Here is a 13,633-nt window from a genome sequence, read left to right as displayed (position 1 = left end):
CTCGCGACGCTGTCGAGGCGCACAACCCGGGGACGGCCCCGCCTGAAAAAGCGAGGTCATCATGTCCTGGATCATTCTGTTTTTTGCCGGCCTGTTCGAAGTCGGCTGGGCCGTCGGCTTGAAGTACACCGACGGTTTCAGCAAGCCACTGCCCACTGTCCTGACGATTGCCGCCATGGCCATCAGCCTCGGCCTGCTGGGACTGGCCATGAAAGAACTGCCCCTGGGCACCGCCTATGCCATCTGGACCGGCGTGGGTGCCGTGGGCACCGTGATCGCCGGGATTGTCCTGTTCGGGGAGTCCATGGCGTTGTTTCGGTTGGCCAGTGTGGCGTTGATCATTTGCGGGCTTGTTGGGCTTAAGATCAGCGCTTAGGCCGCTACCGCCATCGGGGGCAAGCCCCCTCCCACATTTGACCGAGCTGTCTAGTGTGGAAGGAAGCTTGCCCCCGATGAGGCCAGTACATCCAGCACAGAACTACCTGACACTCCCCCGCAAAACACCAACCACCGCCTGCAACTGCGCAGGCGTAGCCGCGTCCACAGCAACAGGCTCGCCCGCCACCAACACCACCCGCGACCAGATTCGATGAAGGAAGCCCTTATTCGGATCGCGGCTGAAGAAACTCCCCCACAACCCCTGCAACGCCATCGGAATCACCGGCACCGGCGTCTCTTCCAGAATGCGCGTCACGCCACCGCGGAACTCGTTCATCTCGCCATCACTGGTCAGCTTGCCTTCCGGGAAGATGCACACCAACTCCCCGTCCTTCAGGTATTGGGCAATGCGCGTGAAGGCCTTTTCGTAGATATGAATATCTTCGTTGCGCCCGGCAATCGGAATCGCCCCGGCGGTGCGGAAGATAAAGTTCAGCACCGGCAACCGGTAGATCTTGTAGTACATGACAAAACGAATCGGCCGACGCACCGCGCCACCAATCAACAGTGCATCGACAAACGAAACGTGGTTGCACACCAGCAAGGCTGCGCCTTCGTCCGGAATCAGGTCGAGGTTGCGATGCTCCACGCGGTACATGGAGTGGCTGAGCAGCCAGATCATGAAGCGCATGGTGAACTCGGGGACGATCCGGAAGATGTAGGTGTTGACGGCGATGTTGAGCAGCGAGACCACCAGGAACAGCTCGGGGATCGACAACTTGGCCACGCTCAGCAGCAGGATCGACACAATCGCCGACACCACCATGAACAGCGCGTTGAGAATGTTGTTGGCGGCGATCACACGCGCCCGCTCGTTCTCGGCGGTACGCGACTGGATCAGCGCGTACAGAGGCACGATATAGAAACCGCCGAACACACCCAGGCCAAGGATATCGAACAACACCCACCAGGCTTGGCCATAGCTGAGCACCGCGAGCCAATCATTCGCTTGAACGTTCTGTGGAAAGCCGCCGGAATGCCACCACAGCAGCAGGCCGAACACCGTCAGGCCGAACGAGCCAAACGGCACCAGGCCGATTTCCACCTTACGCCCGGAGAGTTTTTCACAGAGCATCGAGCCCAGGGCAATGCCCACCGAAAACACCGTGAGGATCAGGGTGACCACGGTTTCATCGCCGTACAACCACTCCTTGGCGTAGGCCGGGATCTGTGTCAGGTAGATCGCGCCGACAAACCAGAACCATGAGTTGCCAACAATCGAGCGCGACACCGCCGGCGTCTGTCCCAGGCCCATGCGCAGCGTGGCCCAGGACTGCGTGAAGATATTCCAATCCAGGCGCAGCTGCGGCGTCGATGCCGCCGCCCGTGGAATACTGCGGCTGGCCAGGTACCCCAGCACTGCCGCGCCGACAATCGCCACCGCCACGATCGGCGCGTAATGGGTGGACGACATCATGATTCCGGCGCCAATGGTGCCGGCGAGGATGGCCAGGAACGTGCCCATCTCCACCAAGCCGTTGCCACCTACCAGCTCGTCTTCGTGCAGGGCCTGGGGCATGATCGAGTACTTCACCGGACCGAACAGTGCCGAGTGGGTACCCATGGCAAACAACGCCAGCAGCATCAATTCCAAATGGTTGAACAGGAAGCCCGTGGCACCGACGGCCATGATCACGATCTCGCCGATCTTGATCGCGCGGATCAACGCATCCTTGTTGAATTTTTCGCCAAACTGCCCGGCCAGCGCCGAGAACAGGAAGAACGGCAGGATAAACAGCAAGGCGCACAGGTTGACCCAAATGGTGCGGTCACCGTCGATGGTGAGCTTGTAGAGAATCGCCAGGATCAGCGATTGCTTGAAGATGTTGTCGTTGAAAGCGCCCAGCAACTGGGTGATGAAAAACGGCAGGAAGCGCCGTGTGCGCAGCAAGGTGAATTGTGAGGGGTGGCTCATCGTCCGTGTTCCTGCGTGGCCTAATAGTTATCAGGCCACGACTTTACCTAACTCCGCCTACTTATTCCCTAGTCCTGCAATGCACGGCGAAACAAAAAGCTCACCTTTATAGGCGCCCTGCACAGTGCGCTTGGCCACGATCAGCCACATCAGCGCCAACGCCGCCACCAGCACGCTACCAAACACATTAAAGAAACCCAGATGCAACAGGCTCGCCAGCTTCAGAGTGGCCAGGGCGTAAACGCCCAACGGGAAGGTAAAGCCCCACCAGCCCAGGTTGAACGGAATACCGCCGCGCAGGTAACGCAGGGTGATCAATACCGCGATCAGCATCCACCATAAGCCGAAGCCCCACAGGGTGATACCTGCAACCAGGCCGAGACCATTGGCCATTTCCCCCACGCCAGGCAAGCCATTGGCGGCAAAGATCGCTGGTGCATCGCCGCCCAGCAACAACATGCCCAGGGCACCGGTACCGATCGGACCCAGCGCCAGCCAACTCGACGCGGCCATATTGGCATGGGGCAGTTTGTGCAGGGCCATGCGCAACATCAGGATCGTCAGGATGCTGAACGCCACCGGCAGCGAAAACGCCCACAGCACGTAGCTGGTCACCAGCATCACCAGTTGCGAGTGAGCGTCCGCCAGGTGCGGCGCGAGCAAGCCACCGCTGGCTGCCGCAACTTCTGCTGCAACCACCGGCAGCAGCCACACGGCGGTCATCTGGTCGATGCTGTGTTCCTGGCGGGTGAACATCATGAAGGGGATCAGCACACCGCAGGCCAGGGCCATCGCCACATCCAGCCACCACAGGGCTTCGGCCAGCGGGATCACGTCGCCGCCCCAACGCGGCAGGCCAAACAGCAGCAAGCCATTGAGAATGGTCGCCAGGCCCATGGGAATGGTACCGAAGAACATAGAGACCGTGGAGTGCCCGAAGATCCGCCGCGCCTCGTGGAAAAACATCAACCAACGCGCGGCATACAAGGCACTGAACAGGATAAACAGGCCGATGGTGAACCACCACAGCCCTTCGGCAATGGCATGCAAACCTGGCAGGTTGACCGGCCATTGCGCCAGGGCCAACGCCAGTACACCGGTGCCCATGGTCGCGGCGAACCAGTTGGGGGTGAACTGACGAATCACTTCCCGAGGGCGGGTCAGGTGACTGAAGGGTTTGTAACTGATGGTCGTCGAGCAGGTCATGATGGCAATCCTCTTCCTCGCATGAGGTTGAGACCATGGTAGAACCTGATCGAATATCTATATAACGGGTAATATCTCTAACTGTTATCTACTTTGCAGATATACAGGCCACCTTGGACTTTGCCGAATCCTGCAGCAGCAAAGCGACCAACGCCCCGAGGGCCAGCAGGATGAGGACTGCGCCGTACCCGTCGGTGGTGGCGATCAGGCCAAAGCTGCGAATCAGGTTGCCCGCCAGCAGCGAAGGCAAGCAAAACGCCAAATAACTCAGCACATAGAATGCCGACATCAAGCCTGCCCGTTCATGGGGCAAGGCCAGTGGCACCACACTGCGCAATGCGCCGAGAAAGCCGGCGCCGAAGCCGCTGCCGGCGATCAACGTGGCGATAAAAAACAGCGGCAGGCTGGCGCTGTGCACTGCCGTGAGGATCAGCGCCACCCCCACAGCCAACAGCGTCGCGCCCAGGCGCAGGACCTTACTGGCCGGGCGGTTGCGCAGGGTGAAGATCATCAGCGCCCCGCTCAACGTCAGCACCGCCACCAGGCCGCCGCCGATAAGGTTCGACGTAGAGCCTGTGGCCGCTCGCACCAGCGACGGCGCCAGGGACAAGTAAAAGCCCCCCATCGCCCACACCGCCACGTCCACCGGCAGCGACAACCACAACGCTCGACGCGCCTGGGGCGGCACATGCAGCGTTGGGCGCAGCGATGCCACTGCACCGGGAATGCGATCAACGGTTTCCGGCAGGCGCCATACATACAGCGCCTGCACCAGCATCAGCGCCAGCAGCGTCCAGTAGATCAACTGCGTCGGCAGCGGCGCGAACTCCGCCAGCACACTGCTGCCCATCGCACCGCACGCCATGCCCAGCAGAGGCGCCACACTGTTGACCAGCGGGCCCTGTTGGCGGTCGGTGTCGAGCAATGCCGCGCCCAGCACCGCCGTGGCCATGCCGGTGGCAAACCCTTGCACGGTACGCGCGGCGATCAGCCAAGCCACGCTGCCTTCATTGATGAACAGCAGCATCGCTAGCATATTCAGGACCAACGCAGTAAAAATCACTGGCTTGCGTCCCAGGTGGTCCGACAGCGAGCCCACGGTCAACAGCGCCGCCAACAGGCTCAAGGCGTACACGCCAAAGATCAACGTGAGCATGCCTGCCGAAAAATGCAGCCCCTCCTGATACAGGTGATACAACGGTGTCGGCGCACTGGAAGCCGCGAGAAACGTCAGCAACGTGACCGCGAGGAACACCAGGCTGGACCGATGAGAAGTGAGGCTAGACATGGGCACGCTCCGCTAAAGCTAATATTTTGCTTTTGCGGAGTGTGCTACCCGCCAGCGCTTAAAGCAAATTCTTTGTGTTAAGGTCGCCGCATGGCGATAAAAGAAGGCCTCCGCCCGGGGGGCCGCAGTGCCCGGGTACAAGAATCGGTCCATTCGGCCGTACGTGATTTGCTCGACGCCCATGAGCGCTCCAGTGTCACGGTGCCGATGATTGCCGCGCGCGCAGGCGTCACGCCCTCGACCATCTACCGGCGCTGGGGCGACCTCTCGGTGCTGCTCGCGGATGTGGCCCTGGCGCGGATGCGCCCCGACAGCGAACCCGCCAACACCGGCAGCCTGCGTGGCGACTTACGGGCGTGGGCCGAGCAATATCTGGATGAGATGAGTTCGGAGCCGGGCCGCAACATGATGCGCGATCTGCAATGCAGCGTGACGCCGGGCTACTGCGTGAGCATCTTGAGTGGGCAGTTTCAGGCGATTGTCGATCGTTATCCGGACCAGGCACCACCGAGCGTGGACCACTTGATCAATCTGCTCGCGGCGCCGACAGTGTTTCGTATTCTGTTCTCAACCGAGCCACTGCAAGTTGAAGAACTGCACGCGCTGATCGAGCTGGCACTGAAGGCCTGAAGACCTGACACAAAACCAAATGTGGGAGGGGGCTTGCTCCCGATTGCGGTATGTCAGTCAGCTTATCTGTAGCTGACACATCGCAATCGGGAGCAAGCCCCCTCCCACATTTTTCTACCGCGTTTATCAGGTACGCATCCCGCGCCCGCTCACCAGCAGCTTCGCGCAACCGATATACAACACCACCGTCGCCACCAGCATGAAGGTGATCGCCACGCTGATCTTGATATCCGACACGCCCAGGATGCCGTAGCGGAAGGCGTTGACCATGTGCAGCACCGGGTTGGCCAGCGACACGGTCTGCCAGAACGGCGGCAGCAAGGTGATGGAGTAGAACACCCCGCCCAGGTAGGTCAGCGGCGTCAGTACAAAGGTCGGGATGATCGAAATATCATCGAAGTTGCGTGCGAACACGGCGTTGATAAACCCCAACAGCGAGAAGATCGTCGCCGTCAGCACCACCACCAGAATGGTGACCCCGAGGTGATGCACCTGCAGGTGGGTGAAGAACAGCGACAGCAGCGTCACGATCACGCCCACCATCAAGCCGCGCAATACGCCACCCAAGGTGTAGCCGATCAGGATGGTGTGCGGCGACACCGGCGAGACCATCAGCTCTTCGATGGAGCGCTGGAACTTGCTGCCGAAGAAACTGGAGACCACGTTGCCGTAGGAGTTGGTGATCACTGACATCATGATCAGGCCCGGCACGATGTACTCCATATAGGTGAAACCACCCATATCGCCGATCTGGCGGCCGATCAGGTTACCGAAGATCACGAAGTACAACACCATGGTGATCGCCGGCGGCAGCAGGGTCTGCGGCCAGATCCGGGTAAAGCGCTTCACTTCGCGGTAGACGATGGTCTGCAGCGCGACGAGGTTGGGTTGCAGCTCAGAACTCATACCGCCACCTTCGTCAGATTTTTCTCCACCAGGGACACGAACAACTCCTCAAGGCGATTGGTTTTATTACGCAGGCTCAGCACTTCGATGTTCTGGGTCGCCAACTGGGTGAACAACGCAGTGATGCCCATGGCTTTATCCACCTGGACCTCCAGAGTGTGGCTGTCCACCAGGCGGCTGGGGTAGCCAAGCAGTTGCGGCGCTGCCGACAGGTTGTTCTTCAGGTCAAGCAGGAAGGTCTCCACATGCAACTGGCCCAGCAGGTTACGCATGCTGGTGTTCTCGACGATGGTGCCGTGGTCGATGATGCCGATATTGCGGCACAACTGCTCAGCCTCTTCCAGGTAGTGGGTGGTGAGGATGATGGTGATGCCCTTCTCGTTCAGCTCGGTGAGGAAGGTCCACATCGAGCGACGCAGTTCGATGTCCACGCCAGCGGTGGGTTCATCGAGGATCAACAGGCGCGGCTCATGCACCAGTGCGCGGGCAATCATCAGGCGACGCTTCATGCCGCCGGACAGCGAGCGGGACGGTACGTCGCGCTTGTCCCACAGGCCCAGCTGAGTCAGGTACTGCTCGGCGCGCTCCTTGGCGATTTTCGCCGGGATGCCGTAGTAACCAGCCTGGGTCACGACGATGTCGAAAGTCTTTTCAAACTGGTTGAAGTTGAATTCCTGGGGCACCACACCGATGGAACGCTTGAGCGCCGCCGGGGATTTGTCCAGGTCGTGGCCGAAGATATTCACCGTGCCGCTGGTCTTATTGACCAAGGTGGAGAGGATACCGATGGTGGTGGATTTGCCAGCGCCGTTGGGGCCGAGCAAGGCGAAGAAGTCACCTTCGGCAACGTCCAGATCGATACCGCTCAGGGCCTGGAAACCGTTGCCGTAGGTTTTGGTTAGCTGCCGGATGGACAGAGCAGAACTCATATCGGAATACGCACCAAAGAAGGGAATAGAAAGAGTAGATGAGGGCGCAGCGCACGTAGTTCAACGGCGGCGCATGACGGGCATGGTGCTTGCCCGCGCCGCACAAGTACAGTCACCTGTATTAATAGTCAGTATTAAGTCAACGCGGTCATGACCGCTTTGCGGTAGGCCGGGCGTTGTTGCAGGCGCTGGTACCAGGCCTCCAGATGGGGCATCGAAGGGCGTTCGATGGGCATCTCGAACCAGGCGTAGATAAAGCAGCCGAGGGGGATATCACCGATGCCGAAGGTGTCGCCCGACAGGTAAGGCTGGTGGGCCAATGCGCTGTCCACGGTGCTCAGTGCATCGATACAGGCCTGACGCCCAGCGTTGATGCTGTCCCAGTTCCGCTTTTCCTCCGGGGTGCGCACAACGCCCCAGAACACAGCCTTGAACGGCTCGGCGAGGGTCGAGGTGGTCCAGTCCATCCATTTCTCGGCGCTGGCACGCACTTGCAGGTCGCTCGGGTAAAACGCCGACGCGTGCTTGGCGCAGAGGTAGCGCACGATGGTGTTGGACTCCCACAACACAAAGTCGCCGTCCTCGATCATCGGCACCCGGCCATTCGGGTTCAATGCCCGGTATTGCGGCGTATCGACCACACCAAAAGCCCCGCCCGCATCAATTGCCTCATAGTCCAGGCCGAGTTCCTCGGCGCACCACAGTGCTTTCCTGACGTTTGATGAATTTTTACGACCCCAGATTTTCAGCATGACCGCGCCTTTTTATTGATGAACATGGCTGGATGAACGCAGCAGCATACGCCGGTTCACGCGCGGCTTAAATCGCTCTGCAGGTCGCCCAACAGGGTCGGCATCTGTTCGGCAAACAGGTGGGGGTAACATTTCTCCAGGTGGGCGAAGAAGAAATCCTCGGGCACATCGGGGAACTGCCCGTGGTCCACCACGTATTCCATCGAGCGCTGCCCCTGACGGTTGAACGCGTGGAATACGCTGTCGTTAATCCCATCAAAGTCCAGCGGCGGTACGTCGAACATTTCGCACAACTGCTGGTTGAACGCCGGAGTGGCTTTGACCCAGCGGCCCCGCAGGTACAACTCCGTGTATCCATGCATGGCGAACACATCACTCTTGAGCAACGCGACCAGGCGCGGCGTCGACAGGTGGTTGCGCACATCCGCCAGGCCGATGCGCGCCGGGATGCCGCAATGGCGGGCGCAGGCGGCGAGCAAGGTGGCCTTGGGCACGCAATAGCTTTCGCCGGCGGCCAGGGCAAAGCTGGCGCTCAGGGTGTCGGGGTCACGGCTGAAGGTGTAGGGGTTGTAGCGAATCGCCTCACGCACGGCGTAATAGAGACTGACCGCCTGGTCACATAAGTCCGCGCTGGGACCACGATGTTTTTCGGCGAACTCCACCACCGCTGGGTGGTCACTATCGATGAAGCGGCTGGGACTCAGGTACGTATCCATGAGCTTGATCTCCGAGGGAAGCCTGGAGTTTAACGACAGGTCTGCCATAGAGATAACGACGAATCGGCCAAATGTCGGCGCCTGATGCCAGGTGTCCCCAGTACAACTTGTAACACCCTGATCACCTCGCTTGTTCGGATGCCGACTAAGCTTCCTGGTGGTTTCGCCCCTGGTTTCACGGAGGATTGAATATGCTGTTGTTGTGGATACTGGTTCTGGTGGTCGGCATTGCCTACCTGGCACATCGCCGCGTCGCCCCCCTGCCCGCCCTGGGCGTGGTCGCCGTTTACCTGCTGGCGATGGGTGCCTGGAGCCACGCACCGGGTTGGCTGCTGCTGATTTTCTGGGTGTTGATCGCTGTCGTGGCCGCGCCCCTGCTGTTGCCGGACCTGCGCCGCCAATACTTCACCAAGCCGCTGTTCAGCTGGTTCCAGAAAGTCTTGCCGCCGATGTCCGAGACCGAGCGCGACGCGATCGACGCCGGCACCGTGTGGTGGGACGGCGAACTCTTGAGCGGTCGCCCCGACTGGGACAAGTTGCTGGCCTATCCCAAGGTCAAACTGACCGAAGAAGAACAGGCATTTATCGACGGCCCCACCGAAGAACTCTGCGCCATGGTCAGCGACTGGGAAATCGGCCAGGCCATGGACTTGCCGCCTGCCGCGTGGGAGCACATCAAGACCCACGGTTTCTTCGCCCTGATCATTCCCAAGGAATATGGCGGCAAAGGCTTCTCAGCTTATGCTCACTCCCAGGTCGCGATGAAACTCGCCACCCGCAGCGGCGACCTGGCCTCCACCGTGATGGTGCCTAACTCCCTCGGTCCGGCCGAACTGCTGCTGCACTACGGCACCGACGAACAACGCAACCACTACCTGCCGCGCCTGGCGCGTGGCGATGACATTCCCTGCTTCGCCCTCACCGGCCCGCTGGCCGGCTCCGATGCCGGCGCCATGCCTGACACAGGCGTGATCTGCAAAGGCGAATGGGAAGGCAAGGAAACCCTCGGCCTGCGCCTGAACTGGGAAAAACGCTACATCACCCTTGGCCCGGTCGCGACCCTGCTGGGCCTGGCCTTCAAGGCCCACGACCCCGACCACCTGCTGGGTGAAGAAGAAGACCTGGGCATCAGCCTTGCGCTGATCCCTACCGACACCCCCGGCGTGGAAATCGGCCGTCGCCACCTGCCCCTCGGCGCCGCGTTCATGAACGGCCCGAACTCCGGCAAGGACGTGTTCATCCCCCTGGAGTACCTCATCGGCGGCCAGGAAATGCTCGGCAAAGGCTGGATGATGCTGATGAACTGCCTGTCGGTAGGCCGTTCGATCTCCCTGCCCGCCGTGGGCACCGGCGCGGCCAAGTTCACCAGCCTGGTGACCGGCCAATATGCCCAGGTACGCGAACAGTTCAACGTACCGCTGTCGGCTTTCGAAGGTATCCAGGAAGCCCTGGCCCGCATCGGCGGCAACGCCTGGCTGATGGACAGCGCGCGCATGCTCACCGCCAATGCCGTGGACCTCGGCGAAAAACCCTCGGTGCTGTCGGCGATCCTCAAGTACCACCTGACCGAACGCGGCCGCGAGTGCATCAGCCACGCCATGGACGTGCATGGCGGCAAGGGCATCATCATGGGCCCGAACAACTACCTGGGCCGCAGCTGGCAGGGCGCGCCGATCTTCATCACCGTGGAAGGCGCAAATATTCTCTCGCGCAATCTGATGATCTTCGGCCAGGGTGCCATCCGCTGCCATCCGTTCGTGCTCAAGGAAATGGCGCTGGCCGGTCGTGAAGACCACGATCAGGCACTGAAGGAGTTCGACGGGCTGCTGATGCAACACATTGGTTTTGCCGTGAGCAATGCCGCCAGCACCCTGGTGCTGAACCTCGGCGTGGGGCACTTCGAGAAAGCCCCGGGCAACCGTTTGAGCCAGGGTTATTTCCGCGCCTTGAACCGCCAGGCTGCCGCATTCGCGCTGCTGGCGGACCTGAGCATGATGCTGCTGGGTGGCGAGTTGAAACGCCGCGAACGCCTGTCGGCACGCCTCGGTGACGTGCTGAGCCATATGTACCTGGCATCGGCGGCACTCAAGCGTTACCACGACCTGGATTCGCCGGATCACCTGGAACCGCTGTTCGCCTGGGCCATGGAAGAAAGCCTCGGCGAGTCCGAGCGTGCGCTGGATGAACTGCTGACCAACTTCCCGAATAAAGTGCTGGGCTGCCTGCTGCGGGTGATTGTGTTCCCGTTCGGGCGCCGCCATACCGGCCCGTCCGATGCACTGGATGCCGAAGTGGCCGCGGTGATTGGTCGCGCCAAAGGCGACCCGACCCTGGAAGAACTGCTTGCCGGCTGCTACCGCCCGCAAGCGGCAGAAGATCCGGTGGGCGCACTGCAACATGCCTACGACCTGCTGGGTGCCAGCCACCCGCTGCAGAAAAAACTGCACGCCGCGCTCAAAAGCGGCCAGGTCAAACCGACTGCCGGCGAACATGCCATCGACGCCGCGCTGCATGCCGGTGTGCTGCAACCTGCAGAAGCGCAAACCTTGCGTGACGCTGAAGCGGCACGGCGCAAGGTGATCGACGTGGATGATTTCAGCAAGGAAGAGCTGGTACACGCTGAAGGTAAAGTCCGCTGAGTCCGGAGGTCATATAAAAACGGGCGCGAGAGGCATATACTCTCGCGCCCGTTTTTGCTTTAGAGGACTTATCTCGTGTCCAACGTCGTTGCCGATCATCTCGTCTTGCTCGACCACCTGCGCAGCATCCTGGTTGCCGTCGGCGAAGCCGAACAGGTGCCCGAGGAAAGCCACACCCTGTTCCTGGAGCGCTTCGACGAACTGCGCGCCCTGCTGCCAATCGACCCGATCGAAAGCCAGTACCTGGGCCAGGACCTGATGAGCCAGGTCATCCTGCGCTACCCGCAGATCGCCCACCTCGTCCCGCGCGACCTGCTGTGGTTCTTCGGCGGCGATTGCCTGCACTTCATGCCTGATGAAGAACTGGACCTGTACCAGGCCCTGGAAGAGCGTCGCTTTGAAGCCGAACAGAACGAGGAACCGTTCGACTGGAACCAGGAAAAGCAACTGCTGGCCATGCCGCAAGACCAAAGCAAACACTGATTGCTCAAGACACTGCACAACTGAATGCGGGAGGGAGCAGGCCCTCCTCCCACATTTTCGACGGCGCGCCTATCGACGGCGCAATGTCGGCTCCCTCGCCATGCACTCCACCAGATAATCGATAAACACCCGCAGCTTCGGCGGCAAGTAGCGCGTGGGCGAATGCAACAACCACGCCTCGCCATGGTAGGACGCAATAAAGTCCCACGCGGGCAACACCTGTACCAACCGCCCCTCCTCCAACGCGTGCCGCGCGGTGAAATACGGCAAGCTGCCAATTCCCACGTGCTGTAACACCGCATCCAGCCGTACGCCGGTGTGATTCGCCGCATAACGTCCACGCACGCCGACCGTCACCGCCTTGCCGCCCTGGCGGAATTTCCAGCGCGAATCCCCCGGGGTTTCACCGAGATAGATGCAACTGTGCGCCAGCAAATCGTGGGGATGCTCCGGCGCACCATGCTCGGCTAGATACTGCGGCGTGGCACAGAGTAAATGCTCAATTGGCAATAACTGCCGCCCCACCAGGCCCGGCGGCGGGCTGTCGGTGATACGGATGCTGAGGTCGACATTGTCGTCGATCATGTCCACATGCCGGTCCTCAAGGATCAATTGCACATCCACCTTGGGATAACGCCGCAGAAACTCCGGCATATGCGGGTGCACCACAAACCGCCCCACCGCCTTCGGCACACTGACCCGCACCAGGCCTTCGGCCTCATGGGTGAACTGGCCGCTGATTTCCATCACTGAGCGCGCCGCGCTGACCATCTCCTGGCAGCGCTTGAAAACCTCCTCACCGGCTTCACTCAGGCGCAATTTGCGTGTGGTGCGTTGCATCAAACGGGTAGCCAGGGCCTTTTCCAGGCGCGAGATGCTACGGCTCACCGCCGACGGCGAAACGCTCAACTGCCGAGCCGCTCCGGAGAAGCTGCCGGTTTCTACTACCTTGACGAAAATCGCCATTTCACCCAGCAGCGACAAAGGAAGATTGATGCTCATGACGCACAGGTCCATTGATATTTGAGCGGATTATCACCTATCGACGCACTATTTATACTGCCCGCAGAACCCTGATGCGGATGTAGAAAATGACCGAGCGCCTGTTTTTCACCCACGACCACCTGACCGCCGAGCTTGAAGTGCTGAGCTGCACCCCCTGCGAGGGCCAGTTTGCAGTCGTTTTGCGGTCGACGATTTTCCATCCCCAAGGCGGTGGCCAGCCATTCGATACCGGCTGGCTGGGCGACAGCCAGGTGCTGCGAGTCACCCAGGAAACCGATCGCGTGGTGCACTATGTCAACCAACCTGTGGAACCGGGCCCCATCACCGCACGGGTCGACGAACCACGCCGCGCCCTGCACACCCGCCTGCATTCCGCCGGACATTTGATCGGCAACGCCGGCGAGACCCTGGGCTGGATGCCGATCAAGGCCCATCACTGGCCAGGCGAAGGCAAGATCACTTTTATCCGTGGCGAAACCGCACAAGCCATGGACGCCGAGATCATTCAACAGCGGATCAACCAATGGATCGCCGCCGACTACCCGCGTCATATGACCCTGGACGACGGCACCCGCGAAGTGGGCTTCGGTGATTTGCCGCCCTACGCTTGCGGCGGTACCCATGTGCAAACGCTGGGCGAGCTTGGCCAGGTGACGATCCTGGCGCTTTCGGAGAAAAAGGGCGCGTTGTCGGTGCGGTACAGCCTGGACTAGAGCGCGGAGTCGA

The 13,633-nt window shown here is 60.7% G+C and carries 13 protein-coding genes; 5 read left to right on the top strand and 8 right to left on the bottom strand.

Translation table 11 applies throughout. The annotated features are described in order from the left end of the window. The first annotated feature begins 61 nt into the window (after positions 1 to 61). A complete protein-coding gene (sugE, locus tag HDC32_RS29905) occupies positions 62 to 376 on the top strand; it encodes a quaternary ammonium compound efflux SMR transporter SugE (RefSeq protein WP_131699167.1) in 315 nt (104 codons plus the stop codon). A gap of 102 nt (positions 377 to 478) precedes the next feature. Here the strand turns inward: sugE and HDC32_RS29900 are convergent, their stop codons facing one another. From HDC32_RS29900 to HDC32_RS29890, 3 genes are all read right to left on the bottom strand, one after another. Beyond that, a complete protein-coding gene (locus tag HDC32_RS29900; RefSeq protein WP_184746458.1) occupies positions 479 to 2,353 on the bottom strand; it encodes an MFS transporter in 1,875 nt (624 codons plus the stop codon). Positions 2,354 to 2,410: 57 nt separating this feature from the next. Then, entirely contained in the window at positions 2,411 to 3,559 is a 1,149-nt protein-coding gene (locus HDC32_RS29895) for a TDT family transporter (protein ID WP_145337982.1), read from the bottom strand. Positions 3,560 to 3,647: 88 nt separating this feature from the next. After that, positions 3,648 to 4,847, bottom strand: a complete 1,200-nt coding sequence (locus HDC32_RS29890) for an MFS transporter (protein ID WP_131699164.1) — start codon at positions 4,845 to 4,847, stop codon at positions 3,648 to 3,650. Between the two features lie 90 nt (positions 4,848 to 4,937). Between HDC32_RS29890 and HDC32_RS29885 the strand changes: the two genes are divergently transcribed. After that, positions 4,938 to 5,477, top strand: a complete 540-nt coding sequence (locus tag HDC32_RS29885) for a TetR/AcrR family transcriptional regulator (protein WP_131699163.1) — start codon at positions 4,938 to 4,940, stop codon at positions 5,475 to 5,477. A 126-nt stretch (positions 5,478 to 5,603) separates the two neighbouring features. Here HDC32_RS29885 and HDC32_RS29880 read toward each other — a convergent pair whose 3' ends face one another. From HDC32_RS29880 to HDC32_RS29865, 4 genes are all read right to left on the bottom strand, one after another. Continuing rightward, a complete protein-coding gene (locus HDC32_RS29880) occupies positions 5,604 to 6,383 on the bottom strand; it encodes an ABC transporter permease (RefSeq protein ID WP_012723134.1) in 780 nt (259 codons plus the stop codon). Next, positions 6,380 to 7,312: an ABC transporter ATP-binding protein gene (locus HDC32_RS29875; RefSeq protein ID WP_131699162.1), complete on the bottom strand. Its 933-nt coding sequence runs from the start codon at positions 7,310 to 7,312 to the stop codon at positions 6,380 to 6,382. The genes HDC32_RS29880 and HDC32_RS29875 overlap by 4 nt, the downstream gene beginning before the upstream one ends. 134 nt (positions 7,313 to 7,446) lie before the next feature. Further along, a complete protein-coding gene (locus HDC32_RS29870) occupies positions 7,447 to 8,064 on the bottom strand; it encodes a glutathione S-transferase family protein (RefSeq protein WP_167656170.1) in 618 nt (205 codons plus the stop codon). Between the two features lie 56 nt (positions 8,065 to 8,120). Beyond that, complete coding sequence (locus HDC32_RS29865) at positions 8,121 to 8,780, bottom strand: transglutaminase-like domain-containing protein (RefSeq protein WP_131699160.1); 660 nt, start codon at positions 8,778 to 8,780, stop codon at positions 8,121 to 8,123. 191 nt (positions 8,781 to 8,971) lie between these two features. Here HDC32_RS29865 and HDC32_RS29860 point away from each other — a divergent pair, with 191 nt between their 5' ends. Both HDC32_RS29860 and HDC32_RS29855 read left to right on the top strand, forming a co-directional pair. Next, complete coding sequence (locus HDC32_RS29860; protein ID WP_184746456.1) at positions 8,972 to 11,419, top strand: acyl-CoA dehydrogenase; 2,448 nt, start codon at positions 8,972 to 8,974, stop codon at positions 11,417 to 11,419. A 75-nt stretch (positions 11,420 to 11,494) separates the two neighbouring features. Beyond that, a complete protein-coding gene (locus HDC32_RS29855) occupies positions 11,495 to 11,902 on the top strand; it encodes a PA2817 family protein (RefSeq protein ID WP_053128652.1) in 408 nt (135 codons plus the stop codon). Between the two features lie 69 nt (positions 11,903 to 11,971). On the opposite strand, the gene HDC32_RS29850 is transcribed toward HDC32_RS29855, so the two are convergent. Beyond that, complete coding sequence (locus HDC32_RS29850) at positions 11,972 to 12,904, bottom strand: LysR family transcriptional regulator (protein WP_145337986.1); 933 nt, start codon at positions 12,902 to 12,904, stop codon at positions 11,972 to 11,974. Positions 12,905 to 12,993: 89 nt separating this feature from the next. Between HDC32_RS29850 and HDC32_RS29845 the strand changes: the two genes are divergently transcribed. Then, entirely contained in the window at positions 12,994 to 13,620 is a 627-nt protein-coding gene (locus HDC32_RS29845) for an alanyl-tRNA editing protein (protein ID WP_184746454.1), read from the top strand. Positions 13,621 to 13,633: the final 13 nt, after the last annotated feature.

This window comes from Pseudomonas sp. JAI120 (genome assembly GCF_014207255.1).
Taxonomy (GTDB): Bacteria; Pseudomonadota; Gammaproteobacteria; order Pseudomonadales; family Pseudomonadaceae; genus Aquipseudomonas.
This window is presented reverse-complemented; position numbering and strand designations above follow the sequence as displayed.